Source organism: Kitasatospora sp. NPDC114501, assembly GCF_055633695.1.
Genome location: NZ_JBVKDS010000016.1, coordinates 1 through 25,604, shown reverse-complemented (window position 1 = coordinate 25,604; position 25,604 = coordinate 1). Strand labels below are relative to the sequence as shown.

Below are 25,604 nucleotides of genomic sequence, written 5' to 3'. Positions count from 1 at the left end.
ACCGGGCCGCGACGGCCGGCCGGGCCGTGCGTGAACGTCACGGGCCGGCCGGGGGCGTCACAGCTGGGCGGTGAGGGCGACCAGCAGGGCGGCGAGCCCCGCGGCCAGCCAGGCGACGTAGTCCCCCAGCAGGCCGGAGTGCAGGCGGCGCAGCGGCAGGACGAGGGCGCGGTGGAGGCCGCTGGTGCCGCGCGCGGGGGCCCGGCGGACGGCGGCGGTGGCGAAGCCGACGGCCAGCAGCGCGGAGAGCAGGCCGAGCCCGAGGCCGGAGGCCGTCCACCAGGCCTCCGGCGCGGCGGCCGCGGGTACGGGCGGGCGCCCGAGGGTGTCGGCGAGGTAGGCCTCGCGGCCGGTGAAGGCGGCCGCGCCCGCCGCGAGGGCCCGGCCGACGCCGGGCAGGACGCCGACGGCCAGGCAGCCGGCCAGCAGCAGCGCGGGGGCCAGGACCATCGGCGGGGGCAGCCGCCGGCCCGGCGCCCGGATCTCGGGCTCCTCGCCCTCGCCGGTGGTCGCGGCCACCTCCGGGTGCTCCTTCGGCGGTGCGCCGACCCCGCCGAAGACCCGCAGGGCCGCCCGCAGGACGGCGCCGCCGGTCAGCGCCGACACCAGGACGAACACCGGGGGAAGCCAGGCCAGTCGGTGCCCGGCGGCCTCCTCGGCGACGGCCTTGCCGAGCCCGGTGCCGAACGGCGGCAGCCCGGCCAGGGCCAGCGCCCCCAGCACGAACAGCAGCCCGGTGGCGCGCAGTTCGCGGGCCCGTCCGTGCAGCCCGTGCTCGTCCACCGAGCCGTACCGGTCGAGCAGCACGCCGGTGAGGCCGAACAGCGCGGCCTTGGCCCCGGCGTGGCCGGCCACGTACACCGCGGTGCCGGCCAGCCCGGCCGGGGTGAGCAGGGCCGCGCCGGTCAGGAACAGCCCGACGTGTCCGACCGTGGAGAACGCCAGCAGCCGCTTCAGGTGCCGCTGCTGCCAGCACATCACGGCGCCGACCAGCGCCGTCAGCACCCCGGTGGCCAGCAGGGTGTCCCGGACGACGGCGTCCGGCAGCCCGCCGGCCCCGGCGAAGACCACCCGGTGGATCCGGGCCACGCCGTACACCCCGAGTTCGACCATCACCCCGGACAGCAGCATGCACACCGGGCTCGGGGCGACGGCGTGCGCGTCCGGCAGCCAGAAGTGGAAGGGCGCCGCGGCGGCCTTCACCAGCGGACCGGCCAGGACCAGCACGAAGGCGACGACCAGCAGGGCGTCCGGGCCGCGGCCGGGCGCGGCGAGCCGGTCCAGCTCGGCGCCGATCTGGGCCAGGCCGAGCTCGCCGGTGCGGGCGTAGAGCAGGCCGATGCCGAGCAGCGAGAGGTAGGCGGCGGCCGAGTTGACCAGCCCGAAGGCCAGCGCGCCGTGCAGCGGGCGCGGGTCCTCGATCCGGAAGCCGGTCAGCGCGTACGCGACGGCGCCCATCAGCTCGAAGAAGACGAAGGCGTCGAAGAGGTCGCCGGTGAGCGCGAAACCGCACATCCCGGCCTCGAAGAGCAGCAGCAGCGCGGGGAACAGCCCGCCGCGCTCGCCGGAGGGCTCGTCGAAGTACCGCCAGGCGTAGCAGAGCACGGCGAGCACGAGGACGGCCGCGAGCAGGGCGAGGCCGCTGCCGAGGCGGTCGGCGACCAGCACGATGCCCACGCTGTGCCCACCGCTCGGGGTCCAGCCGCCCAGCCAGGAGACCGCCCGGCCGTCCGGGCCGGTCCGGGCCCACAGCAGGGCGAGGCAGACGACGTCGGCGGCGGCCAGGGCCGTGGCCAGCACGTCGCGGCCGAGCCGGGGCAGCCAGCGGCCGGCGACGGCGGTGAGGGCCGCGCCCAGCAGCGGGACGGCGACGGCCAGCGGCAGCAGGTCGGCGGTGCGCACCGGTCGTCACCCCCGCAGCCCGGTCAGTTCCTCCGGGTCCACCGTGCCGTGGCGCTTGCGCAGTTGGATCACGAGGGAGAGGAGCAGCGCGGTGACGGTGGCGCCGACCACGATGTCGGTGAGCGTCAGCGCCTGGACCACCGGGTCCACCACCGGGGCGTCGGTCGGCAGGTCGGAGAAGACCGGGGCGGTGGCGTCGCGGCGGTACCCGACCGCGAGCAGCAGGACGTAGGTCGAGGACTGGGCGACGGCCAGACAGCCGACCGCCTGCACCAGGTTGCGGCTGGTCACCAGGCCGTACAGGCCGGCCAGCAGGATCCACCCGGCCACCAGGTAGGGCAGCGTGCTCATGCCTCCTCCCCCCGGGGCGCGACCTCGACGGCCTGGTCCAGGAAGTGGGCGAGCAGCACCACCACGCCGGAGGCGACCTCGACCCCGACGACGGTGTTGACGACGGCCACCAGCCCGCTGGAGGAGAGCTGGTTGAAGGTCCCGAGCGGCAGGGTGTTGGCGAGGTAGCCGGCGCCCTGGGCGAGGCCGACCAGGCCGAGCGCGGCGAAGGCGCCGGCCGCCAGCGCGTCCGCGACGTCCAGCGCGGCGAGCGGGCGGACCCGCTTGAGCACCCGGTAGTCGGCCGCGACGTACGCCAGGTGCAGGGCGGTGGCCAGGGCGACGCCGCCCTGGAAGCCGCCGCCCGGGCTCAGCGCGCCGTGCGCGACGAGGTAGCCGCCGGTCAGGACGGTGACCGGCAGCAGCGCGGCGCCGAACAGCCGGGTGGTGGGCAGGACGGGCTCGGCGGCGGCGCGGCGCTTGCGCTCGTCCCGGGCCAGCCGCAGCAGGATGCCCGCGCCGAGTACGGAGCCGAACAGGATCGACTCCTCTCCGAGGGTGTCGAAGGCCCGCTGGTCGAAGTTGACGGAGGAGACGATGTTGGCCGTCCGCCGCTCCAGCCCGGCCGCCACCGCTCGCTCGCCGTACGGGTGCCGGGCGCCGCCGAAGCCGGGCAGCTCACCGGCGGCGGTGACCAGCGCGGCGGCCAGTACGGAGGCGGCGAGGAGGAAGAGCCCGAGCCGGGCGGTCCGGTTCACTCGGCGCGGTCCGGGCGGTGTTCGTCGGTGTGCTCCTCGCGGCGCACCCGGCGGACGGTCAGCAGGATCAGCAGCGGGGTGATCGCGCTGCCGACGCCGAGCTGGGAGAGCGCGACGTCGGGCGCCTGGAGCACGGTGAAGAGCAGCGCGAGGCTCAGCCCGAGCAGGGCCAGCACGGCGGCCTGCCGGACCGGGTCGCGGGTGAGCGCGGCCGCGGTGGCGGTGACGGCGGTGAGCAGCAGGGCGATCACGATCAGGGCGTCGGTCACGGCCGTGCCGCCGCCCGGCCCACGGCCATGGTGGTGACGGTGCCGCCCGCCGCCAGCAGCAGGCCGACCACCAGCAGCTTGACCGCCGCCCGGCCCGGCCCGGTGTCCACGGCGAGGGCGAGCGCGACCAGCGGGGCGCCGAGCACGGCGGCGGGCGAGAGGGCGTGCAGGCGCAGGTGGCGGCCGGGGAGCACGGCGAGCGCGAGGGCGGAGAGCAGCAGCGCGGCCGTGCCCGCGCAGAGCAGGACGAGTGCCACGGCGTGCCGCCCCATCAGTGCTCCTCGCCGGCCAGGAAGCGGGTGAACACCAGGGTTCCGGCGGGTGCCAGTACGGCCAGGTCGAGCGCCAGGTCGGTGTACGACGGGCGGCCGAAGCCGTGGGCGAGCAGCAGCAGCACGACGGAGGTCACCAGCGCGGCGAGGTTCAGCCCGGCCAGGCGCCGCCGCGCCTCGCCGGTCAGCCCGAGCAGCAGGCACGGGGCGATCCCGCCGACGGCCAGCACGGCCGCCGCCAGCAGCCAGGCGTTCACTCCGGCGCCTCCGTCAACGCGCGCTCCAGGGAGGAGGGTTCACGGCCGAGCGCGTGCACCAGCAGGCTCTGGCCGTCGACGTCCACCACGTACGCGCCGGGGGTCGAGGAGAGCAGCGCGGACGCCCAGGCGGGGCCGGTGCCGGGGGCGAGCCGCACGGCGCGGAAGCCGGACCGGCGGTGGCCGGGGGAGAGCACGGCGAGCGCCAGCCGACCGGTGTCGGCCAGCAGGGTCCGCGGGAAGGCCCGCAGCGCCCGGGCGAGGCGGGCCGAGCCGCCCGGGGTGGCGCCGGAACTCCGCCGGACGGCGATCGCGCCCAGTGCCCCGAGCAGCGCCACGCCGCCGCCCACCGCCACCTCCAGCGGTGTCACCGAGCTGATCAGCACGATGTTCAGCAGCAGCAAAAGTCCCCACCAGAGCAGGAGTTCGGCCACCGTCCGCATCGAGTCACCCCCTGTACCGGCCGTCCTGGCAGCGCCGCCGTCGCGGCGAGCGGCCCCAGGTGTACCGTCCGGCCGGTGACGGCGTCCCGTGCGCAACGCCGACGCGCGCGGGATCGGCGGGCCGGACCACCCGTTCGCCGGAGCGCGAAGCCGGAACCTCCGATGATCGGCCCGGCTCCCGGCTCTGGGCCCTGACTTCGGCCCTGCGCAGCGGTTTCGGCTTCGGCTCAGGCCCCGGAAGCCCGGATCACGACCGGCGTACGAGCGCCCTCGCCGCGGCGCCGAGCAGCGCGGCTCCGCCGACGGCGAGCAGGCCGTGGTGCTGGGAGGCCCACAGCTGGGCGCTGCGCTCGCGGGCCTCGGCGTCGAAGCGGCCGTGCGCGCCGTGGTCCTCGGAGGAGTCCACGGGCGTCCAGAGGTTGGAGGGGTCGTCCGCCCGCCGGGGCCCGTCCTCCTGCTGGGCGTCGATGCCGGTGCGGGCGAGGTAGCGGTCGAGCAGGCCGGGCGCGAGGGCGTTGGCGACCAGGGTGGCGGCCGTGCTGGCGCCCACCCAGTACTCCCGCCGCCCGGGGTGGTCGGCCGCGAACCGGACGGCGCGGGCGGCGAGTTCGGGCTGGTGGACGGGCGGCACGGGGCGGGCCCGGCCGGACAGCCGGTTGAGCACCCAGTCGAACTGCGGGGTGTTGACGGCCGGCAGCTGGACCATCGTCACGCGCACCGCCGAACCGTCGGCGAGCAGTTCGCAGCGCAGCGCCTCGTGCCAGCCCTGGAGGGCGTGCTTGGCGCCGCTGTAGGCGGTCTGCAGCGGGATGCCCCGGTAGGCGATCGCCGAGCCGACCTGCACGATCGTGCCGTGGTCGCGCGGCAGCATCCGGCGCAGCGCGGCGCGGGTGGCGTTGACGTACCCCAGGTAGGTGACCTCGGTGACCCGGCGGAACTCGTCCGGGCTGATCTCGGTGAAGGGCGCGAAGACCGAGACGAAGGCGTCGTTGACCCAGACGTCGATCGGTCCGAACTCGGCCTCGGCGCGGTCGGCGACGGCCTCGCAGGCCTCCGGATCGGCCACGTCGGCCAGGACGGTGCGCACCGGCGAGCCGGCCGCCTCGGCCTCGGCCGAGGCGGCGCGCAGCCCGGCCAGGCCCCGGGCGACCAGCACGAGCCGGTCGCCCCCGGTGGCGAAGGCGCGGACGCAGGCCCGGCCGACGCCGGCGGAGGCACCGGTGATGACCACGGTGCGGGGTTTCGAACGCGTACGGATGCTCATGGCGCGCGTCTTGCCCCGCCGTCCCCGTCGAAACCCGGTGGACGCCCTGCCCCGCCGTCCCCGCCGTCCCCGCCGTCCGCGCCGGAACCCGGCGGGGGCCGGTCCCGGCCGGGGGCGTCGTCCGCGGGCCGGGTGGACCGCGAGTCGTGCCGGTGCAGGTGCCGCACGGGGATCAGTAGCCAGCAGGTCGCGAACCAGAGCATGACCGCCCCGGTGATCCAGCCGGACGCCGCCGAGCCCGTCGCCGTGCGCAGCAGGAGCAGCAGGGCGGAGCCGATGGTCAGTGCGAGCAGCAGCAGGCCGACGGCCACCAGCCGGGCCGCCGCGTCGACCAGTTCGGGCTTCAGACGGTGGCCGGCGAAGATCCGGTGGTAGGCCACCGGGGCCGCGAGCGCGCCGGTGGCCAGCGCCCCGAGGACGACCGTGGCCACGTACAGCCCCCGGTCGAAGTCGCCGAGCTGGGCGAAGCGCGGCATGAAGACGACGCTCAGCAGGAACCCGAACAGCACCTGCGAGCCGGTCTGGGCCACCCGCACCTCCTGGAGCAGGTCCGTCCAGCGCCGGTCCGCCCGCTCCTCGGGCGTCTCCCGCCGTCCCGTCCAGCGGCGGTCGGCACTGGTGTCACGGTCGGTGTCCGGTGCCGTCATGGCGATCGCCTCCGCCTCCTCTTCGTCGGTGCGGCTATCCGCAGCCGCGCCCGCCAAACCCGGCCGGCGGGCGGCCCGCCCCGCCGACTTTCCGGCCGGAAGGCGTTTCCGGCCCCCCGCAGCGGATAACCGCGCTGCGGGGGGCCGTCGCCGTGAAGGACTCAAGGAGGAGCACCGTGTCCCCGAAGGTTTCCGACCAGATCCTCGAACGACTGCGCGACTGGGACGTCCAGTACGTCTTCGGCTACCCCGGCGACGGCATCAACGGGCTGCTCGCGGCCTGGGGCCGGGCCGACAACGACCCCGTCTTCATCCAGGCGCGGCACGAGGAGATGGCCGCCTTCGAGGCCGTCGGCTACGCCAAGTTCTCCGGGCGCACCGGCGTGTGCGTGGCGACCTCCGGGCCCGGCGCGATCCACCTGCTCAACGGCCTGTACGACGCCAAGCTGGACCACGTGCCGGTGGTCGCCCTCGTCGGGCAGACCGACCGCAGCGCGATGGGCGGCTCCTACCAGCAGGAGGTCGACCTGCTGAGCCTGTACAAGGACGTCGCCGCCGAGTACTGCCAGATGGTCACCGTCCCCGAGCAACTGCCCAACGTCCTGGACCGGGCGATGCGCACCGCCGCCGCCCGGCGCACGGTCACCGCCGTCATCGTGCCCGCCGACGTCCAGGAACTGGACTACAGCCCGCCCGAGCACGCCTTCAAGATGGTGCCCTCCAGCCTGGGCAGCCCGCACTGGACGACCGTCCCGGAGGAGGACGAGCTGCGCCGCGCCGCCGACGTGCTCAACTCCGGCCGGAAGGTCGCCATGCTGGTCGGCCAGGGCGCCGCCCACGCCCGCGGGCAGGTCGAGCAGATCGCCGAGGTGCTCGGCGCCGGCGTGGCCAAGGCCCTGCTCGGCAAGGACGTGCTGCCCGACACCCTGCCGTACGTCACCGGGTCGATCGGACTGCTCGGCACCCGCCCCTCCTACGAGCTGATGCGGGACTGCGACACCCTGCTCACCGTCGGCTCCAGCTTCCCCTACAGCCAGTTCCTGCCCGAGTTCGGGAAGGCCCGGGCCGTACAGATCGACCTCGACCCGTTCATGGTCGGGCTGCGCTACCCCTACGAGGTCAACCTCGTCGGCGACGCCGCCCGCACCCTGGACGCCCTGCTGCCGCGGTTGGCCCGCAAGGAGGACCGCGACTGGCAGCGCACGGTCTGCGACAACGTCGAGCGCTGGCGCGACGTGATGGAGCGGCGGGCCGGGGTCGAGGCGAACCCGATCAACCCCGAGTACGCCGTCCACGCCCTGGACCACCTGCTGCCCGACGACGCCATGGTCACCGCCGACTCCGGCTCCGCCGCCAACTGGTACGCCCGCCACCTGCGCTTCCGCGGCCGGATGCGCGGCTCGCTGTCCGGCACCCTGGCCACCATGGGCCCGGGCGTGCCCTACGCGATCGGCGCCAAGTTCGCCCACCCGGACCGGCCCGCCATCGCCATCGTCGGCGACGGCGCGATGCAGATGAACGGCCTCGCCGAACTGATCACCATCGCCAAGTACTGGCAGGAGTGGGACGATCCGCGCCTGGTGGTGGCGGTGCTCAACAACCGCGACCTCAACCAGGTCACCTGGGAGATGCGGGCGATGCAGGGCGCGCCCAGCTTCCTGCCCTCCCAGCAGCTCCCCGACGTCGACTACGCCGGCTTCGCCCGCAGCCTCGGCCTGGGCGCCGAACGCGTCGACGCCCCGGGCCCCGTGATCGACGGCTGGCAGCGCGCCCTCGCCGCCGACCGGCCGTACGTGCTGGAGCTGGTCACCGACCCGGCCGTCCCGCCGATCCCGCCGCACGCCACCTGGGACCAGATCCAGGCCGCCGCCGAATCCGTGCTGCGCGGCGACGCCGACCGCGTCGCGGTGGTCCGCCAGGGACTCAAGGCCAAGATCCAGGAGCTCCTGCCCTCCTTCGGAGGCCGGCATGGGCGTCACTGACCCCGCCCGGCGCGCCGGCGAACTCGCGCTGCGCAACATCCGCACCGGCCGCTTCCAGCGCTCGCTGGCCCTGGCCACCGCCGCCGGCTCGGTGATCACCGCCGCCGAGATCTACCTGGAGCACGACCGGGCGGGCTTCGGCAACCGCGTCATGTGGTGGCCGGTGTGGCTGGGCCCGGTCGGCGCCGCCGCCGGGATCGCCGGAGCGTGCAGCCCGCGCGCGGCGCACACCCTGCTCCCGGTCGCCTCCGCCGCCATCACCGCCAACGGGCTGCAGGGCACCTACCTGCACGTGCGGGGCATCGCCGAGAAGCCCGGCGGCTGGGCGATGGCCCGCTACAACGTCGAGATGGGCCCACCGCTGTTCGCCCCGCTGCTGATGAGCCTGGTCGGAGGGATGGGACTGCTCGCCGCCCTGCTGCGCCGGGAGACCCGCGATGCCTGAACCCCGCTTCCCCGGCTACGACGTGCTCGGCCAGGCGCGGCACTGGGACCGCGAGACCGCCGCCGTGGTGCTGTCCCGGACCGGCCCGCAGCCGCCGCTGCGCTTCTTCACCCCCGCCGAGGAGACCACCGCCCGCGCCCTGCTCGACCAGCTGCTCGACCACCCCGAACCCCCGCTGCTCGCGATGATCGACGCCCGCCTCGCCGAACGGGAGACCGACGGCTGGCGCTACGCCGACCTGCCCGAGGACGACGAGGCCTGGCGGCGCAGCCTGCGCGCCCTGGACGAGGACGCCGACGGCTCCTTCGCCGACCTCACCGAGGTCCAGCAGCGGGCGCTGCTCGGCCGCGTCCAGGAACTGGACGGCGAGCGCTGGCACGGCCTGCCCGCACGGCACGTGTGGAGCCTGTGGACCCGCTACGCCTGCACCGCCTACTACTCCACCCCCACCGCCTGGAACGAGATCGGCTTCGGCGGCCCCGCCCACCCCCGCGGCTACCTGCGCCTGGGCGCCGGGCTGCGCGAGCCCTGGGAGGTCGCCGACGCCCACTCCCGCCCGCCGCGCCCGCCCGACCACCAGCCGCCGCGCCCCGTCCCGCCCGCCACCGACCCCGGCCGGCACTCCCGGCTGCGCGCCGCCGCCGCGACCGTACGGGCCAACGCCGCCGCCCAACGCGAGGCCCGCCGGCGCAACGCCTCCGCCTGGCTCCTGCCGTCCGACGGCCGCGGCTTCGACCACGCCCTGGTGCGCGACATGCGGCGCCACCAGGACGCGGACGAGGTCGACCTGGTGATCGTCGGCTGCGGCGCGGGCGGCGCCACCCTCGCCCAGCGGATGGCCCGCCGGGGCTGGAGCGTGGTCGTCCTGGAGGCCGGGCCGTTCTGGGACCCGCTCGCCGACTGGGTCAGCGACGAGGCCGGCTCCCACCAGCTGTACTGGACCGAACCCCGGGTCATCGACGGCACCGACCCGGTGCCGATGGGATCCAACAACTCCGGCCGCGGCGTGGGCGGTTCGATGGTCCACTTCGCCGGGTACGCGCCGCGCTTCCACCCGTCCGACTTCCACACCCACACGGTCGACGGCGTCGGCGCCGACTGGCCGATCGACTACGCCGACCTGCGGGAGTCCTACCGCCGGCTGGAGCAGGAGCTGCCCGTCGCCGGCCAGTACTGGCCCTGGGGCGAACCCCACCCCTACCCGCACCCGCCGCACCCCGTCGGCGGCAACGGCGAGGTGTTCCTGCGCGGCGCCGCCGCCCTCGGCATCCAGGCCCGGGTCGGCCCGGTCGCCATCACCAACGGCCGCTTCGGCCGCCGACCGCACTGCGTCTACCGGGGCTTCTGCCTCCAGGGCTGCAAGGTCAACGCCAAGGCGTCCCCGCTGATCACCCACGTCCCCGACGCCCTCGCGCACGGCGCCGAGATCCGGGCCGACTGCATGGCCGCCGCCGTCGAACTCGACCACGACGGACTCGCCCGCGGCGTCCGGTACTTCCACCAGGGCCGCGAACACCTCCAGCGCGCCCGCACCGTCGCCGTCGCCGGGTACGCCATCGAGACCCCGCGCCTGCTGCTCAACTCCGCCTGCCCGCGCTTCCCCGACGGCCTGTGCAACGACCACGACCTGGTCGGCCGCTACGTCATGGTGCAGGGCGCCCCGCAGACCTCCGGCCGCTTCGAGGAGGAGATCCGCGCCTACAAGGCCCCGCCGCCCGAGGTCACCACCGAGCAGTACTACGAGACCGACCCCAGCAAGCCGTACCGGCGGGGCTTCACCATCCAGAACATCTCCCCGCTGCCCATCACCTGGGCCGAGCACGTCGTCGCCCAGGGCCACTGGGGCGCCGACCTGCGCGCGTACCTGTCCGACTACGTGCACTGGGCCACCCTCGGCGCCATGGCCGAACTGCTGCCCCAGCCGGACAACCGGGTCACCCTCGCCGAGGAGACCGACCGCCTCGGCCTGCCCGTCGCGCGGTTCTCCTTCTCCCAGTGCGAGAACGACCGCATGCTCATCCGGGCCGCCCGCGAGGTGATGGAGTCGATCCTGCGCGCCGCCGGGGCCGACGAGGTCATCACCATCGACCGCTACGCCCACCTGGTCGGCGGCTGCCGGATGGCCGCCGACCACCTGAGCGGCGTGGTGGACCACCGGCTGCGCACCTTCGCCGTGCCCAACCTGCTGATCACCGACGGCAGCGTGCTCCCCACCCAGGGCAGCGCCAACCCGGCGCTGACCATCATGGCCCTGGTCGACCGCGCCGCCGGCCTGCTCGCGGCGGGGCAGCGGTCCGGACTGCGAGCGCCGGCATGACCGCCGTCGAACGGATCGGCGTCCAGGTCTTCAGCGTCCCCACCGACGCACCGGAGGCGGACGGCACCCTCGCCTGGGACAGCACCACCCTCGTCCTCGCCGAAGCCGTCGCCGGCCCCCACACCGGCCTCGGCTGGACCTACGGCGCACCCGCCACCGCCGCCGTGATCAGCGGGGAACTCGCCCCGCTGATCACCGGCCGCGACCCGCACGACACCAGCGGCGCCCACGAGGCGATGAACCGCGCGGTGCGCAACACCGGCCGCCCCGGCCTGGTCGCGGGCGCGATCTCGGCCGTCGACCTCGCCCTGTGGGACCTGCGCGGCCACCTGCTCGGCCTGCCGCTCGCCCGACTCCTCGGCGGCGCCGCCCGCCCGGTGGCCGTCTACGGCAGCGGCGGCTTCACCACCTACTCCGCCGGGCGGCAGGAACGCCAGCTGCGGGACTGGACCGAGGAGCAGGGCATCCCCCGGGTCAAGATCAAGATCGGCGAGTCCCGGGGCACCCGGGAACACCGCGACCTCGAACGGGTCCGCGCCGCGCGCTCGGCCATCGGCGACCGGGCCGAGCTGTACACCGACGCCAACGGCGGCTACCGGCGCAAACAGGCCGTCCGGATCGGCGGCGCGCTCGCCGACGAGGGCGTCAGCTGGTTCGAGGAGCCGGTCTCCTCCGACGACCTCACCGGCCTGCGCACCGTCCGCGACGCCGTCACCCCCGACGTCACCGCCGGGGAGTACGGCTACGACCTCGCCTACTTCGCCCGGATGATCCCGACCGTGGACTGCCTCCAGGCCGACGCCACCCGCTGCGGCGGCCTCACCGGCTGGCTGCGCGCCGCCGCCCTCGCCGAGGCCCACGGCCTGGACGTCTCCGCCCACTGCGCCCCCCACCTGCACGCCCACGCCGCCGCGGCCGTCCCCAACTGCCGCCACCTGGAGTGGTTCCACGACCACGTCCGGATCGAACGGCTGCTCTTCGACGGCACCCTCGACCCGGGCGGCGGCACCGTCACCCCCGGTGCCGACGGCGCCCCCGGCCACGGGCTGCGCCTGGCGCCCGCCCGGGCCGCCGGGTACCGGGTCGGCTGACCGCGCGAACGCGTCGGCGTACCACCGGACGTCGGCGAACGGCCGGAAGTCGGCCAACGACCGGAAGGAGAAATCGGTGACCACGACCCCAGCAGCACTCTTCGACGTCGACGGCACCCTGCTCGACACCGTGTACTTCCACGCCCTCGCCTGGTGGGAGGCCCTTCGGCAGCACGACCGCACGGTGCCCACCGCCCGGGTCCACCGGGCCGTCGGCATGGGCTCCGACAAACTCCTCGACCACCTGCTCGGTTCGGAGCGCGACCACGGCGACGACGACGCGATCACCGCCGCCCACGACGCCCTGTACGCCCGGTTCTGGCCGCTGATCCAGCCGCTGCCGCGCGCCGCCGAACTGCTGCACGCCTGTGCCGACCGGGGCTGGCAGGTCGTCCTCGCCAGCTCGGCGTCCGAGCGGGAACTCACGGTTTTGCGCCGCGCGCTCGACGCCGACGACGTGATCGCCGCGGCCACCTCCGCCGACGACGTGAGCGCCACCAAGCCCGCCCCCGACCTGCTCCGGATCGCCCTGGACCGGGTGGGCGCCCGGCCCGAACACGCCGTGTTCGTCGGCGACACCGTCTGGGACGTCACCGCGGCGGGCCGGGCGGGCGTGCCGTGCGTCACGGTGGAGAGCGGCGGCTTCGCCGCGCAGGAACTCCTCGGCGCGGGCGCGGCCGAGGTCCACCGGGACACCGCCGAGCTGCTGGCCGACCTCGACCGCGGCCTGCTCGCCCGGCCGGCGGGCTGATCCCGGACCGGCCGCCGGGCGCCCCCAGACCGGCCGCCCGGCCCCCCTCAGGCGCCGGGCGGCCCGGCCAGGCGGGCCGCGCATTCCAGCAGCATGGCGTGCACGAACGCCTGGGGGAGGTTGCCCCGCTGCTGGCGCTGGGCGATGTCGTACTCCTCCGAGAACAGGCCCGCCGAGCCGCACAGCCCGCGGGTGGCCTCGAACCAGCGGGCCGCCTCGACGGTGTCGCCCTGCTGGTGCTCGGCGAGGGCCATCAGGAAGCCGCACAGGACGAACGCGCCCTCGGCCTCGGCGAGCGGGCCCCCGCCGTGCCGGAACCGGTAAGCGTAGTGCCCGTCGGTGAGTTCGCGGCGGCAGGCGCGCAGCGTGGCGACCGTGCGCGGGTCGTCGGCGGCCGGGGTGCCGCGGACGGGCGGCAACAGCAGCGCGAAATCGGGCGCCGGATCGCCGGGGGAGCGCTGCCAGCGGCCCGACGGGTGCCGGGCGCGCCGGGAGGTGTGGGCGAGGATCCGGTCGGCCAGCGCGCTCCACTCCGCGGCGAGCCCGTCCGGCACCCCGGCCGGGCCGGCCGCCCCCGGGCGGGAGATCGCGCGCAGCCCGGCGGCGCAGATGAGCCGGCTGTGCGTCCAGGCGCGATCCTCCAACTCCCAGATCCCGGCGTCCGGTTCGCGCCACCGCTGGGCGATCGTGGTGGCGGCGGTGCGCACCGCCGCCCGGGCGGACGGGTCCAGCCGGTCGTGCCGGGCGGCCGCCGCGTAGAGCAGCAGCGTCTCGCCGAAGACGTCCAGCTGGAACTGCCGGGTGATCCGGTTGCCGATCTGGTCGTGGCCGCCGGGGTAGCCGGGCAGGTCGACCGTCCGCTGGTCGGGCACCTTCCCGCCGGTCACGGTGTAGGCCGGGGCCAGCCGGGGGCCGTGCTCGTCGAGCCGAGCGGTGGTGAACCGCACGGCCTCGTCCAGGAGTTCGTACGGTCCGCAGGCGGCCGCCGCCTGGCCGGCCAGGCACTGGTCGCGGATCCACACGTAGCGGTAGTCGTAGTTGCGGCCGGCCTCCGCGCGCTCGGGCAGGCTGGTGGTCGCGGCGGCGACCATGCCGCCGCCCCCGGGGGAGGTGAGCCCGCGCAGCACGGCGTAGGAGAACCGGGCGTCGCGGCCGTCGAGGGTGTGCCCGAGGCCGGGCACGGCCGCCCGCCAGGCGCGTTCGGTGGCCCGCCAGGCCCGCTCCGGGTCCGGCGGCGGGCCGTCGAGGGGGCGGTCGGCCGCCTCCAGGACGAGGTCCAGCCGTTCGCCAGGGTGCAGGACGGTCTCGGCGGTCAGCCGACCGCCCCGGCCGGGACTGGCCGCGCCGGCGCCCGTCCAGCGCAGCCGCAGCGGCCCGGCGCGCAGCGACCAGCCGTCCGCCGTCCGGCGCGGCTCGCGGTCGCGCCGGGGCCCGAAGCCCGACCCCGGCTCCAGGACCGTCCGGAAGCGCACCGGGGCGTACTCGGCGGTCAACCGGCGCAGCAGCACGAGCCGGTGCGGGTCCGCGGGCAGGGCCAGCGCCTCCCGGCACTCCAGGATGCCGTCCCCGGCGACCCACCGGCTGCGGCGGATCAGACCGCCGTCCTCGTAGTAGCCGCCCGGCACGAACCGGCCGACCGGTGTCACCGCGTACACGCCGCTGCCGCCGATCAGCCCGGCGAACAGCGGCTCGGAGTCCCAGCGGGGCGCGCACAGCCACGCCACCTCGCCGAACGGGCCCACCAGGGCGCCGCGTTCGCCGTCGGCGAGGAGGGCGTACTCGCGCAGGCTCCAGGGCGGGAAGGCCTTCACGGCGCGCTCCCCGGCGCTCAGGCCACCTGCGGCAGGATCTGCTCGCGGTAGAAGTCGAAGAACCCCTCCTGCTCCTGGCCGATCTGGCCGACGTACACCTCGTCGAAGCCTGCGCCGACGTAGGCGCGCAGCTGGTCGGCGTGCGCCCGCGGGTCGTCGCCGCAGACCACCGACCGGGCCACCATTTCCTCGGTCACCAGCTCGGTGGCCTGCTCGAAGTGGCTGGGCGTGGGCAGCACCTGGGCGAGTTCACCGGGCAGCAGCTCGGTCGGCCAGAGCCGGTGGACGGTCTTGACCGCCCGCTCGCGGTCCTCGGACCAGCACACCTTCACCCCGCCGATCACCGGGCCGGTGCCACCGGCCGCCCGGTAGCGGCCGACCAGCTCGGTGTCCGGGCTCATGGTGACCAGGCCGTCCGCGAACTCCGCCGCGCGCTCGGCCGCCCTGGGACCGAAGGCCGAGACGTACACCGGCAGCCGGTTCGCCTTCGGGGGCGTGTAGAGCCGGGCGTTCTCCACCGTGTAGTGGGTGCCGCGGTGCGACACCAGGTCGCCGGTGAACAGCTCCCGCATCACCTCGACGGCCTCCTCCAGCATGTCCGCCCGCACCGCGAACGGCGGCCAGCGGTCGCCCAGGACGTGCTCGTTGAGCGCCTCGCCGGTGCCGACCCCGAGCCGCAGCCCGCCCTCCAGCTGCACGTCCGCGGTGGCCGCCGCCTGCGCCGTCACGGCGGGGTGCAGCCGGACGGTCGGGCAGGTGACCAGGGTGGTCACCGGAAGCCGGACGACCTGCGACAGCGCGCCGATCACGCCCCAGACGAACGGGCTGTTGCCCTGGGCGTCGTTCCACGGGTGGTAGTGGTCGGAGATCGCCAGCCGGGTGAAACCGGCCCGCTCCGCCAGCCGGGCCTGCTCGACCAGCTGGGCGGGGGTGAACTCCTCGCAGGACAGGAAGTAGCCGAACGCGGTCATGGCAGCCTCGGTTTCGTCGACGGGCCTTACCCGGAGCGGCTTTCCTGGTCCGGCGCCGCCAAACGCCCCGCGCGGCAGGACGGGGCCTCGGGCGCCCGCCGGGCTCCCGGGTTCGGCCTGGGTCCGGCCCGGGTTTGCCCCGGTGCCGCGGGGTAGGCGTGCGACATGGAGGACATCGGACCCCCGGCGGACGATTCCGCCGTCGACGACACGGAAGCACTCGACCTCTGCGACCACTGCGGACGGGCCGTCGCCACCGCGGACCTGCTCGGCGCCCTGGTGCCGGACTCCTCGGCTCTGCACTCCACCCAGTCCGCGCTGGACGGCAAACGGCTCGTCCTGGCCTGCTGCGTGGACCACCTGGCCACCCTGATCGCGGACTACCGCCACCGGCCCTTCGTCCCCGAGGAACAGTGGGCGGGGAAGGTCTGCCGGGCCCTCGCCGACTGCGAGGGCGCCGTCCCGCTGAGCGTGGTCGCCCGCCTGACCGGCCTCTCCGAGCAGCAGGCGGTGGAGGGCGTGGAGTGGCACAACGCCCGCGCTCGCGAGTGGCGCCGGCACTACGGCGACCCGGACGACGACTGACCGGACGGCGTCGCTGCGTTCCGCTGCGGGGGAGGGGTTCGACGGCGCTCCCCGGTCCCGCGGTGTGCTCCACCAGCCCCGCGAACTGCGCCCAGAACGTCGGGCCCGACCGGCTCGTCCGGCGCGTGGACCGCGACGCCGTCCAGTGCGGACGGGGTGCCGGGGAGCGGCGTCTACGACTCCAGCAGGTGGTCCAGCACCCGGCCGAAGACCAGGCGCCCCGCCCGCGCGAGGACGGGATCGAGCAGCGGGCCGACCGGCCGGGGTGGGCCGGCGACCGTCAGCTCCTCCGTCCAGACCGCCGCGCTGCCGCCGCCGACCGCCCGGACCCGCAGCTCGGCCCAGCCGTGCACGGGATGGCCGCGCTTGACCAGCCGGCACCGCCCGTCCCGGCCGGGGCCGGGCGCGACCAGCTCGGTGAGCTCCATCGGGTCGTCGAAGCGGAGCGGCCCCAGGGCCGTCCGGGCCAGGACGACGTCGCCCGCCGCCCGACCGGTGCCGCGGACCACCGACACCCGGGTGAACGGCACCCGGTCCCCGTGCCGGGGCCAGGCCGTCAGCCGCTCCCAGCACTCGGCGGGCGACAGCGGCGTGCGGCGGATCAGGACGAAGCGGGCCACGGCAGCCACCCTAAGGCGTGTCTGACAATTCGCGTCGGATCAGGGCGCGGCGTTGGGGTGCGTGCATCGCAAGGCGGAGGAGGGAGCCACTGCGGTGGGGGCACCTCCCGGCCGAAGGCTGGGGGCCATTGGTGACCGACGACAACGCGGCGAGGTGCGTGCCCCGGCGTCGCGCACCCGGCGGGAATTGTCAGACACGCCTTAGTACTGCCGTGGTACGTGCTGCGCGGGGTCCGGGCAGGCGGGTGCGCGTTTCGGCGGTGCGCTGCCGGGGTGGCCCCGGACGGCCCTTCACCGCCTCCTGACACTGGAACGGAACCTGTCCGTCCTGTCACCGGCCCTTGGCAAGGCCAGGACCAGCCCCGGCCCGACAGAGCACTACTCGTCAGGGGAGGCGTCGGAATCAGGCGGCAGACCGACTTCCTCCCGGTCCTCCTCGAGCCGTTCGTCGAGTTCCTCCTCGTCGGGGCGTCGGGGCATTCCTCGGCCGTGGTCGGTTTCCGGGTTGCCCTCGACCTCGGCGTTCGACTTGTGGTGACCCATCTCTTCTCTCCTCACCAGAGGGGTGGAGGGGACGCGGCACATGTCAGGCGGTGCCGACGGCAGGCGAGTCATCGGCATTCCTCCGTCGACTCCAGTGGCATGTGCCGGAATCTCCGTATTCGCCTGACTTCATGCTACGAGCTTCGCATGGCAGGGCCGACCGCACGATGCGTACCGGTCGGCCCTGCGAAGGGTGGCCCGATCAGGGTGCTCAGCGACTCGAAGGCCGCAGGTCGGCCGTCATTTCGAGCAGGCGGATCACCGCGGCGTCGGCGTCTGGGCGGTGGATGGCGTACACAGCGGTCTCCAGGTGGCTCGCCCGCCCCTGGAGCGGGACCAGTCGCACGCCGGAGACGGCGAGGTGTTGCAGGCTCTCGGGCGCGAGGCTCACGCACAGGCCTGCGGACACATAGCTGAACAGGCCGCTGAGGTCATCGGCGATCGCCACTTCACGGGGAGTGAACCCCGCATCGCGGCAAGCGAGTTGAAGTTGTTCGGCGAGGACGGGCAGCGCCGTCGGGTCAGGCAGCACGAAGTCCTCGTCCGCCAGCTGGGCGAGGTCGATCCCCTGGGCCCGGGCCAGCCGGTGGTCGCACGGCACGGCGGCAGCGATCCTCTCGGTGACGATGACCTTGCTGACGAGGTCGTCGGAGAGCCGCCCCGGGTCGCGCACGAAACCGAGATCGAGCATGCCGCCCCGCACCTGGTCGACCACACCCGCCGACGAGCCGTGCTGGAGGTGTACGCGGAGCCCCGGCAGCTGCTCGGCTGCCGCTCGCAGCATCGCGGGAAGGTAGACGTGGCTCAGGAGGCTGACGTAGCCGACGCGGACACCGCCTTCCAGGCCCGAGGCGACCCGCCGGGCCCGGGCGACCGCGGCGGTCTGAAGGTCGAGCAGCCGCTGTGCGTCGGCGGCGAACACCTTCCCGGCCGCGGTCAGCTGCGCACCTCCCGGGCCGCGGTCGAGCAGCCGAGCACCCACCGTCCGTTCCAGGCGCTGGATCGACTGGCTGAGTGGTGGCTGGCTCATGCCGAGACGTTCGGCGGCCCGGCCGAAGTGCTTCTCCTGCGCCACCACCAGGAACTGTTCCAGCAGGCGCCGCGACAGATTCATATCGTCTTTGATATTGGCCATAAGGCAATCATATATTGGACAGACTTCCTCCCCCGGGTGTCGACTAGGACGTGAACCGGTCGCCGAGTGCGGACCTGGTCCTCTCGCGGCTCGGCCGACTTGCCGCCCTGTCCCCTGGCTCTTCTCCTGAAGGCAGGGACGGCGCCCGGCCGCGCCCGAGTCTCTGTCTCTCTGTCGATCCTCTGAGGTGGGTTTCATGGCGGTCGTGACGATCGTGGGTGCCGGGGTCATCGGTATCTCCTGGGCGCGTCTGTTCGGCGGGGCCGGTTGGGAGGTGCGCATCAGCGACCCGCGGCCCGACTTGCAGGAGCTGGTGGAACGTGAACTGGCGGGCGTGCCCGTGACGGCGACCGCCGACCTGGCCTCTGCGGCGGCCGGAGCGGACTTCGTGCAGGAAGCCGGACCCGAACGGATCGAGATCAAGGAGGAGATGTTCGCCACGCTGGCCGCGCACACGGGCGACGGCGTGGTGCTGGCCTCGTCCTCCTCGTCCCTGCTGCCCTCGGTGATCGCCCAGGGAAACCCGGCGGCCGACCGGATCGTGATCGGCCATCCCTTCAACCCGCCTGAGTTGATGCCGCTGGTGGAGGTGGTGCCGGGGCCGCAGACGGCCACTCGGACCGTCGACCGGGCGGTCGAGGTCTACCGGGCGCTCGGCAAGCTGCCGATCCGGCTGAAGAAGGAGATTCCCGGCTTCGTCGGCAACAGACTCCAGAAGGTCTTCAACGAACAGTGCACCTACCTGGTGCAGCAGGGCGTGATCGACGTGCAGGAGCTCGACGAGCTGGTGCGGGCCTCGCTCGGTCTGCGCTGGGCCGTGACGGGGCCGTTCGAGAGCGGGGTCCTCGGCGGCGGCCCCGCCGGCATGCGCCACCTCGTGGAACACGTCGGCTCACAGTTGACCTTCGAGGACGGCAGCCCGGACCCGGCCCGGATGGGCGAGGTCCTCGACGCGGTCGAACGGGCCTACGGCACGGGCCGGCCGGCCTACGAACGCCTCGTCGAGCTGCGTGATGGACGCACCCGCGCCGTCCTCGAGCCGCTGGGTTGGACGAAGCCCTCCTCCGACGGTGGTCGGCGGTAGGGGAAACACCCGATCGGACCCGCGCGGCTACTTCTTCCGGAGGTCGCCCGAGAATCCGCCGACCAGCAGGTGCAGGCTGCTGTCCGGATTGCGGGTGTACACCTGGTCGTACGGGACGGCGGCGCAGCCGCTGAGCGCGTTCATCGGCGCGGTGCGCAGGACCACCCGGTCGGCGGTGACCTGGACCAGGTTGGCGGTCGCGTCGCAGTAACGGGTGCCGACGCCTTCGTTGTTGTGGATCTGGGCGACCGGGTCGCCGGGCCGGCCCTGGGTGATGGTGATCGCGAAGTCCGCCCTGACCAGGGTCTGCGGGCTGCCCAGGGTGCCCTGCCAGGAGCCGAGGAAGGCGGCCGGGATCTCGCCGGCCGGCGTCGGGGCGCCGGAGGTGGCGACGGGTGAGGGCGAGGTGCTCCCGTCGCCCGTGGCCGGGGTGCCGGTGGCCTTGTCGCGCGTGGCCAGGAACACCGAGGTGCCCACCAGGGCGAGGGTGAGGACGGCGGCGACCAGCAGCGCGCCGGGGCCGGGCCGACGGCGGGCGGCCTGGGGCGCGTGCGGGTACGGGGGGTGGTAGGGCGGGGGCTGCGTCGGGGAGTACGGCGTCAGGGTGCCTGGCGTCGGTGTTCCCGGGGTCGGCGGGGCGGCGGGCCACGGCTCCGCCGGGCCGAACTGCCCGGTGGGGACGACAGGTTGGGCGGGTGAGTCACCGTCCAGGTCCAGCAGTTCGACGGCGAGCGAGGCCAGCGCGGCGGCGATCGCGGGCGGCAGCCAGTCCCGGCGCCCCAGCCGCTCGCCCGCCGTCGGGTCGGTGGCCGTCAGCCGCTCTCGCAGCTGCGCCGGAGTGGGGCGGCGGGCCGGGTCCTTGGCCAGGCAGTCCGCCACCAGGGTGCGCAACTCGCGGTCGGATATGTCGAGTTCGGGCTCGTCGTGGATCACCCGGTAGAGCAGTACGGCCGCGCTCACCCCCGAGCCGAACGGCGCGGTGCCGGTCGCGGCGTGGGCGAGCACGGCGCCCAGCGAGAAGACGTCCGAGGCGGGCCCGGTGCTGCGGCCCTCGGCCTGCTCGGGGGAGAGGTAGCCGGGGGAGCCGACCACGAGGCCGGACCGGGTCAGCGCGGTCGCCGCGTCCAGCGCCCGGGTGATCCCGAAGTCGATCAGGCGCGGACCGTCCAGCGCCAGCAGCACGTTGGAGGGCTTGACGTCCCGGTGCACCAGCCCCTGGGCGTGCACGGCCTCCAGCGCCTCGGCGAGCCCCACCCCGAGCGACCGGACGGCGGCGACGGGCAGCGGGCCGAAGTCCCGTACGGCGGTGCCCAGCGAGGGCCCGGCGACGTACCCGGTGGCCACCCAGGGCTGGGCGCCCTCGGTGTCCGCGTCCAGCACCGGGGCCGTCCACCGGCCGCCCACCCGCCGGGCGGCGGCCACCTCGTTGCGGAACCGTACCCGGAACTCCCGGTCCGCCGCGTACTGTTGGTGCACCAGCTTGACCGCCACCGTGCGGCCGCCCGCCGTGCGACCCAGGTAGACCCGGCCCATCCCGCCCGCACCGAGTCTCCGCAGCAGGCGGTACTCGCCCACCTGCCGCGGATCCCCGTCCTCCAGCACCTCCACGCCGACTCTCCCCTCGCCGCGCCCGTCCGTCCTCCACGCCAGACGGTACCGCCGGGACGCCCGGTTCCGGTCCGGGTCGGTGGCATGGACCAGGAAAGGGCGGGGCGGCGGGTGGACGACCGGCGGCTCAGCTGCGGGAGGCTCCGCTGGGTGCCTTGCCGGACTCCTCCGTCCGGGTCGGGCCCGCGGGGGCCTCGCCGACGGCGGCGCCGGACCCGTTGGCGCCGTGACCGTTGGCGCCGGGCCCGGCCGCGCCGTTTCCGTTCGCCTCGTGCATGGCCGCGCCGTGCTTCCGATCAGCGAGTGCGGCGGGCCCCGGCAGGTGCGCCTGGTGGTCCGGCGGGTAGAACTGCCGGGCCCAGTGCCGCATCGCGCCGATAGGCCCGTCGCCCGGGGCGAGCCGGGGCGGGGACACGTACCGCTTGGTGGACCAGATCGGGAAGTCCGCCGAGGTGAACTCCAGGTTGCGCTTGAACATCGGGCCCGACAGCAGCCGGGTGACCGCCCGGCTGACCACCCGGGCGACGGCCGGCGGCAGCCCGGACGGCTCCGACATGACGAAACGGCTGGCCTGCCGCAGCTGCATCCGGCCCGGGGCGACCTGGGTGGCCATGACCAGTGAGCAGATCTCCAGGCCGAGCGAGGGCGTGTGCACGTCGGTGTGCAGGGCGGTGAGGCCGTACCCGTCCACGTCGACGTGGACCTCGCGCATCCCGAGCAGCGGGAAGGTCTCCCGGACGAGCATCGAGATGTGGAAGCTGGCGCCGTCGAACTCGACCGGCGCCGCCAACTCGCCCTGCGGCCAGCCGTGCAGGGTGACGAAGTGGCCCAGGTCGAAGGAGTTCTCCATGACGTCCTGGGCGTAGCCGGGCATCTCGAAGGAGGCGTACCGCAGTGGCTGCCGCCCGTCGCCGAGCCGGTGCCAGGCGGGGATCTCCCAGTCCGGCTCCCGGCCGTCGTGGTGGCGCCAGACGAACACCGCCTCGTTCACCTCGCGCACCGGCAGCTGGGTGAGCGCGGCCTTGGGCGCGGTGGTGCCGTACCCGGTGCGCACGCAGCGGCCCTCGGCGTCGAAGGCGAACCGGTGGAAGGGACAGACCAGGTCGTTGCCCTCGACCGAGGCCAGGCCGAGGTGGGCGCCCAGGTGGGGGCAGTACGGTCGGATCGCGCGGAGGCGGCCGTTGCGCAGCCGGTACAGCACGACGTCCTCGCCCGCGAGCTGGCGGGTGAGGACGGTGCCGGGCTTGAGCTCGGCGGAGAAGGCGAGTGCGGACCAGCCGTCGGGATAGGGCAGCGCCGGTGGCAGGGCGACGTCGGCCGCGGTCGGGCGGTTGCTGACGGGGTGGACGTGCTTGGACACGCGCATGAAGTCTCCTGTCGGTCTGCCCGGCGCCGCCCCTCCCAGGCGATTAGCGCTCGAACAGAATGGAATTCAGATGCTATCCATGGATCGGGAGCACGTGCACGGACAATCTCCCCAATGAGCAACAAGTCTGATGATCACTCAGATTTGTGCGTTCAGGGCTTCGATTGATCCCGGCCACTCGCCCGACCCGGCGGCTCGGGCGTGTTCGAGCAAATCCATGACCCCGAACCGGCAGGTGTGCGTTCTCGGCCGCTCGCGCATTTTCCTCCCCGCCCTTTCCGGTTGCGGGATTCCCAACGGTCTCCGACCTGCCCTTCCTCGCCGATGATTTCGGCGTCCAGGTGCTGGGGGGCACGTTTCCGTGTCGTCGGCCGGCCCGCGGGTCGAGTGGACGGTGTTGAGGACGGTCAGGGCCTGTCGGTTCCCGTCCGGGGCCGCCGGACCCGGCGTGCGTCGACGCTGTCCGCGCCCCGGCTGCCCCCGCGCGCCTTACCGTCCCGGGTGGTGCTGCGTCAGGATGGTCAGCTGGTCGTATCCGTGGTCTGCAGGAGGAGGCAGTGTGGGAGAGCACTCGAAGCCGGCGAAGGACCCGGGCCAGGGGACGCCGCCGCCGGGCAACGCCGATGGCAAGGTCGCCACGCCGCCGCCGGGCAACGGCAAGCACAAGAAGAAGTGATCATGGGTGACGACGTGAGGCCCGGTTGCCGGGTGGACCTGGAAGCGGAGATGGCGCGGGCCGGGGCGTGGCCGGAGGATTCGCCGTGGCTGCGGGAGGCCTTCGCCGTGCTGCCGCGCGAGCGGTTCGCCCCGGGCCGGCTGTGGCGGTGGGACGGCTGGGCGTACGTGGCGGTGGAGTTGTCGGCCGACCCGGACGGGTGGCTGGCCGAGCTGTACGCCGGCATTCACGCGCCGGCCGTCACCCAGCTGTCCGGTGGCTTGCCGTCGTCGTCGCTGTCCGCGCCGTCCGTGGTGGCGGACATGCTCGACAGCCTGCGGCTGGAGCCGGGGCACCGGGTGTGGGACGTCGGCACCGGGCAGGGCTGGACGGCGGCACTGGCCGCGTGGCGGACCGGACCGGGTCTGGTCGTCTCCACGGAGGTCGATGAGCGGCTGGCCGCCTTCGCCCGTGGCCGGCTCGCCGCCGCCGGACTCGATGTCGAGGTGGCGGTCGGCGACGGTACCGCCGGCGGACCGCCGGGCGGCGGTCGGGTCGACCGGCTGCACGCGACGTACGCGGTCGAGGCGGTGCCGTGGTCGTGGGTGGAGGCGGTACGTCCGGGCGGGCGGATCGTCTACCCCTGGGGACGGCTGGGGTACGTCGCGCTCACCGTCGCTGACGGCTCTGTCGCGCACGGTTGGGTCCACGGCCTGGCGCAGTTCATGGGCGATCGCACCGGTCCGGCGCAGGCGAGCACCGGGCGCCCGGCCTACGCCGCGGTACGCGGCGACGCGGAGCCCGAGGCCAGCAGGGCTCTCGACCGCGACCAGGCCGCCTTGGAGGACTGGAACCTGCGGTTCGCGCTGCGCGTCGCCGTCCCGGACGCCGTGCTCTCCATCGAGCAGGGCGCGGACGGACCGGTCGCCCTGGTCCACGACGGCGACCTCGTGGGCCGAGCTCGGCCCGGGGCCGGACGGGAGATCGGTGCTGTGTCAGGGTGGGCCACGCCGGCTCGGCGACGAGCTGGTGCTCGCCTGGGCCCAGTGGGACGGTCTGGGCCGCCCGGGCCCGTACGACTACGGCGTCAGCGTCACCCCTGACGCCCAGTGGGTGTGGCACGGCGACCCGCAGGACGGTCCGCGCTGGCCGATCGGAGGCCGGCTGCCAGCCGCACGGTAGCTGATCGACCCGGTGCGCGGCGGGAAGGGCGACCGTCGTCGGGGCCGCGCTCGGGCTCCGTACGCTCGCCCCTGCCGTCGGCCTGGCAGCCCGTCAGTCCGTCGGCCCGTCAGTCCGTCGGCCCGGCGGCCCGTCGGGCAGGTGCGGTGCGCCGGGTTGTGCGCCGGTGCGCCAGGTCGATGCGTTCTCCCAATTCACGTGGTGAGACGGCGAGTTGGCGAACCGGACGGATGTGGTGGAGCATAGGCCGGGCCCGGTCTGTTGCGGTGCGCTTGCGCCGCGGCCGAGGCGCCGTACAGCTGCTGGGGAGGAGGCGGTCCGGTGACTGCGGAGCGTCCGTTTCTGGTCCGGGGGAAGGCGGTGCCCCTGGCCAGGTACCTGGCGGAGGAGGACATCGAGGGCCTGGTGGCCTGCTCGTGCATCGGGAACGAAGTCAGCATCGACCTCGCGGACACCAGGATCCTGGTGAGCCTGGTCGATGTCGCCGACATGGTGAGGCTCAACTTCCACATGGTCCAGGACGGCCCGGCCAAGCCCCGCTCCTGGTCGCGCCGGGTGCCCGTCGGCACCGGCCCGCGCGAGATCGCGTCCCGGATAGCGCTGGACGTGCGGGCCCTGGAACGCGAACTCGCGCCGCTGCGCCGGCGCCCGCCCCGGACGGTGCCGGCGCGGCACCGTCCGGGCTGAGCCCGGCGGGCGGCGTCCACGGGCCCGGGCCCGGTCGGGCCGGCGGCCGTGCGGGCGACGGTAGTTGGGCCGGGCCATCCGGAGGGTGGCATCCCACTTGTCGCGCGTGGAAACGTTCTTCCGTCGTACGTCTGGCCGTTGCCCGCTACGACCGGTAGGGATCTGGTGGCGCTGCTAGGTCCTGTGTGAGGTTGTGATCAATCTTGGGGTTCTGCCCTCTTCTGAGGGCAGAACCCAGTAGGACTGTGGCCGTGACACGTAGGCAACTCACTGATGATCAGTGGATGTTGGTCGAGCCCTATCTGCCGGTCGGCAGGTTCGGGCCGTACCCCGAGCGGCTGCGGGAGCAGTTCGAGGGGATGATCTGGCGGTTCCGCTCCAGTGCCCAGTGGCGCGAGATGCCTTCCGAGTTCGGCCCGTGGCCGACGGTCTACGGCCGTTTCCGGGCCTGGCGGGACGCCGGCATCTTCACCGCCCTGCTGGAGGGCCTGATCGCCGAGGCCGCCCGCCTCGGGAAGGTGGACCTGTCGCTGGTCAGCGTGGACTCCACGTCCGTCCGTGCCCATCACGACGCCGCCGGGATGCTCGTCGGCGAGGACGTCATGCAGGCCCTGGAGGAGGCGGCGCGC

Annotated in this window: 26 protein-coding genes; 10 read left to right on the top strand and 16 right to left on the bottom strand. The window is 74.6% G+C overall.

What is annotated here, in order from left to right; genetic code table 11:
• Nucleotides 1-57 precede the first annotated feature (57 nt).
• The 9 genes from ACZ7RU_RS27630 to ACZ7RU_RS27590 form a co-directional block, all read right to left on the bottom strand.
• Nucleotides 58-1,902 (bottom strand): complex I subunit 5 family protein, encoded by a 1,845-nt coding sequence (locus ACZ7RU_RS27630; RefSeq protein WP_470343670.1) that lies wholly within the window; start codon nucleotides 1,900-1,902, stop codon nucleotides 58-60.
• Between the two features lie 6 nt (nucleotides 1,903-1,908).
• Nucleotides 1,909-2,253, bottom strand: coding sequence for a sodium:proton antiporter (locus ACZ7RU_RS27625; protein ID WP_470343669.1), 345 nt, complete (start codon nucleotides 2,251-2,253; stop codon nucleotides 1,909-1,911).
• On the bottom strand, nucleotides 2,250-2,990 hold the full coding sequence (locus ACZ7RU_RS27620; protein ID WP_470343668.1) for an MnhB domain-containing protein: 741 nt from the start codon (nucleotides 2,988-2,990) through the stop codon (nucleotides 2,250-2,252). Before ACZ7RU_RS27620 ends, ACZ7RU_RS27625 begins: the two co-directional genes overlap by 4 nt.
• Entirely contained in the window at nucleotides 2,987-3,259 is a 273-nt protein-coding gene (locus tag ACZ7RU_RS27615) for a Na(+)/H(+) antiporter subunit B (protein WP_470343667.1), read from the bottom strand. Before ACZ7RU_RS27615 ends, ACZ7RU_RS27620 begins: the two co-directional genes overlap by 4 nt.
• Nucleotides 3,256-3,531, bottom strand: coding sequence for a monovalent cation/H(+) antiporter subunit G (locus ACZ7RU_RS27610; protein WP_470343666.1), 276 nt, complete (start codon nucleotides 3,529-3,531; stop codon nucleotides 3,256-3,258). Before ACZ7RU_RS27610 ends, ACZ7RU_RS27615 begins: the two co-directional genes overlap by 4 nt.
• Nucleotides 3,531-3,788 (bottom strand): monovalent cation/H+ antiporter complex subunit F, encoded by a 258-nt coding sequence (locus tag ACZ7RU_RS27605; protein WP_470343665.1) that lies wholly within the window; start codon nucleotides 3,786-3,788, stop codon nucleotides 3,531-3,533. Before ACZ7RU_RS27605 ends, ACZ7RU_RS27610 begins: the two co-directional genes overlap by 1 nt.
• The gene (locus ACZ7RU_RS27600; protein ID WP_470343664.1) at nucleotides 3,785-4,231 is read right to left on the bottom strand and encodes a hypothetical protein; all 447 of its coding nucleotides are present in this window, start codon (nucleotides 4,229-4,231) and stop codon (nucleotides 3,785-3,787) included. The genes ACZ7RU_RS27605 and ACZ7RU_RS27600 overlap by 4 nt, the downstream gene beginning before the upstream one ends.
• Before the next feature lie 247 nt (nucleotides 4,232-4,478).
• Nucleotides 4,479-5,495, bottom strand: a complete 1,017-nt coding sequence (locus tag ACZ7RU_RS27595) for an SDR family oxidoreductase (RefSeq protein WP_470343663.1) — start codon at nucleotides 5,493-5,495, stop codon at nucleotides 4,479-4,481.
• Nucleotides 5,492-6,142, bottom strand: coding sequence for a DUF6328 family protein (locus ACZ7RU_RS27590; protein WP_470343662.1), 651 nt, complete (start codon nucleotides 6,140-6,142; stop codon nucleotides 5,492-5,494). The genes ACZ7RU_RS27595 and ACZ7RU_RS27590 overlap by 4 nt, the downstream gene beginning before the upstream one ends.
• A 176-nt stretch (nucleotides 6,143-6,318) precedes the next feature.
• Here ACZ7RU_RS27590 and ACZ7RU_RS27585 point away from each other — a divergent pair, with 176 nt between their 5' ends.
• The 5 genes from ACZ7RU_RS27585 (at nucleotide 6,319) to ACZ7RU_RS27565 (ending at nucleotide 12,728) form a co-directional block, all read left to right on the top strand.
• On the top strand, nucleotides 6,319-8,124 hold the full coding sequence (locus ACZ7RU_RS27585; protein WP_470343661.1) for a thiamine pyrophosphate-requiring protein: 1,806 nt from the start codon (nucleotides 6,319-6,321) through the stop codon (nucleotides 8,122-8,124).
• The gene (locus ACZ7RU_RS27580) at nucleotides 8,111-8,569 is read left to right on the top strand and encodes a hypothetical protein (protein WP_470343660.1); all 459 of its coding nucleotides are present in this window, start codon (nucleotides 8,111-8,113) and stop codon (nucleotides 8,567-8,569) included. Before ACZ7RU_RS27585 ends, ACZ7RU_RS27580 begins: the two co-directional genes overlap by 14 nt.
• The gene (locus tag ACZ7RU_RS27575; protein ID WP_470343659.1) at nucleotides 8,562-10,886 is read left to right on the top strand and encodes a GMC family oxidoreductase; all 2,325 of its coding nucleotides are present in this window, start codon (nucleotides 8,562-8,564) and stop codon (nucleotides 10,884-10,886) included. The genes ACZ7RU_RS27580 and ACZ7RU_RS27575 overlap by 8 nt, the downstream gene beginning before the upstream one ends.
• Nucleotides 10,883-11,977, top strand: a complete 1,095-nt coding sequence (locus tag ACZ7RU_RS27570) for an enolase C-terminal domain-like protein (RefSeq protein WP_470343658.1) — start codon at nucleotides 10,883-10,885, stop codon at nucleotides 11,975-11,977. Before ACZ7RU_RS27575 ends, ACZ7RU_RS27570 begins: the two co-directional genes overlap by 4 nt.
• Nucleotides 11,978-12,053: 76 nt before the next feature.
• Nucleotides 12,054-12,728 carry an HAD family hydrolase gene (locus tag ACZ7RU_RS27565; protein ID WP_470343657.1) on the top strand — a complete coding sequence of 225 codons (675 nt, stop codon included), beginning with the start codon at nucleotides 12,054-12,056 and terminating at the stop codon, nucleotides 12,726-12,728.
• A gap of 47 nt (nucleotides 12,729-12,775) precedes the next feature.
• Here ACZ7RU_RS27565 and ACZ7RU_RS27560 read toward each other — a convergent pair whose 3' ends face one another.
• Nucleotides 12,776-14,539: a glycoside hydrolase family 15 protein gene (locus tag ACZ7RU_RS27560; RefSeq protein WP_470343656.1), complete on the bottom strand. Its 1,764-nt coding sequence runs from the start codon at nucleotides 14,537-14,539 to the stop codon at nucleotides 12,776-12,778.
• 17 nt (nucleotides 14,540-14,556) lie between these two features.
• On the bottom strand, nucleotides 14,557-15,510 hold the full coding sequence (locus tag ACZ7RU_RS27555; RefSeq protein WP_470343655.1) for a TIGR03557 family F420-dependent LLM class oxidoreductase: 954 nt from the start codon (nucleotides 15,508-15,510) through the stop codon (nucleotides 14,557-14,559).
• Nucleotides 15,511-15,675: 165 nt separating this feature from the next.
• On the opposite strand from ACZ7RU_RS27555, the gene ACZ7RU_RS27550 reads away from it, so the two are divergent.
• Nucleotides 15,676-16,095, top strand: coding sequence for a hypothetical protein (locus ACZ7RU_RS27550; RefSeq protein WP_470343654.1), 420 nt, complete (start codon nucleotides 15,676-15,678; stop codon nucleotides 16,093-16,095).
• A 173-nt stretch (nucleotides 16,096-16,268) separates the two neighbouring features.
• On the opposite strand, the gene ACZ7RU_RS27545 is transcribed toward ACZ7RU_RS27550, so the two are convergent.
• The 3 genes from ACZ7RU_RS27545 to ACZ7RU_RS27535 form a co-directional block, all read right to left on the bottom strand.
• Complete coding sequence (locus ACZ7RU_RS27545; protein ID WP_470343653.1) at nucleotides 16,269-16,715, bottom strand: SRPBCC family protein; 447 nt, start codon at nucleotides 16,713-16,715, stop codon at nucleotides 16,269-16,271.
• Nucleotides 16,716-17,093: 378 nt separating this feature from the next.
• The gene (locus ACZ7RU_RS27540; protein WP_470343652.1) at nucleotides 17,094-17,258 is read right to left on the bottom strand and encodes a hypothetical protein; all 165 of its coding nucleotides are present in this window, start codon (nucleotides 17,256-17,258) and stop codon (nucleotides 17,094-17,096) included.
• 211 nt (nucleotides 17,259-17,469) lie between these two features.
• Nucleotides 17,470-18,372: a LysR family transcriptional regulator gene (locus ACZ7RU_RS27535; RefSeq protein WP_470343651.1), complete on the bottom strand. Its 903-nt coding sequence runs from the start codon at nucleotides 18,370-18,372 to the stop codon at nucleotides 17,470-17,472.
• Nucleotides 18,373-18,589: 217 nt separating this feature from the next.
• Between ACZ7RU_RS27535 and ACZ7RU_RS27530 the strand changes: the two genes are divergently transcribed.
• On the top strand, nucleotides 18,590-19,477 hold the full coding sequence (locus ACZ7RU_RS27530) for a 3-hydroxyacyl-CoA dehydrogenase NAD-binding domain-containing protein (protein WP_470343650.1): 888 nt from the start codon (nucleotides 18,590-18,592) through the stop codon (nucleotides 19,475-19,477).
• Between the two features lie 27 nt (nucleotides 19,478-19,504).
• On the opposite strand, the gene ACZ7RU_RS27525 is transcribed toward ACZ7RU_RS27530, so the two are convergent.
• Nucleotides 19,505-21,085: a serine/threonine-protein kinase gene (locus ACZ7RU_RS27525; RefSeq protein ID WP_470343649.1), complete on the bottom strand. Its 1,581-nt coding sequence runs from the start codon at nucleotides 21,083-21,085 to the stop codon at nucleotides 19,505-19,507.
• Nucleotides 21,086-21,212: 127 nt separating this feature from the next.
• On the bottom strand, nucleotides 21,213-22,451 hold the full coding sequence (locus tag ACZ7RU_RS27520; protein ID WP_470343648.1) for a Rieske 2Fe-2S domain-containing protein: 1,239 nt from the start codon (nucleotides 22,449-22,451) through the stop codon (nucleotides 21,213-21,215).
• 678 nt (nucleotides 22,452-23,129) lie between these two features.
• Here ACZ7RU_RS27520 and ACZ7RU_RS27515 point away from each other — a divergent pair.
• The 3 genes from ACZ7RU_RS27515 to ACZ7RU_RS27505 all read left to right on the top strand — a co-directional run.
• Nucleotides 23,130-24,209 (top strand): methyltransferase domain-containing protein, encoded by a 1,080-nt coding sequence (locus ACZ7RU_RS27515; RefSeq protein WP_470343647.1) that lies wholly within the window; start codon nucleotides 23,130-23,132, stop codon nucleotides 24,207-24,209.
• A 400-nt stretch (nucleotides 24,210-24,609) separates the two neighbouring features.
• Nucleotides 24,610-24,975 (top strand): hypothetical protein, encoded by a 366-nt coding sequence (locus ACZ7RU_RS27510; RefSeq protein WP_470343646.1) that lies wholly within the window; start codon nucleotides 24,610-24,612, stop codon nucleotides 24,973-24,975.
• 251 nt (nucleotides 24,976-25,226) lie between these two features.
• A partial coding sequence (locus tag ACZ7RU_RS27505; protein WP_470343645.1) for a transposase occupies nucleotides 25,227-25,604 on the top strand: 378 nt, incomplete at its 3' end.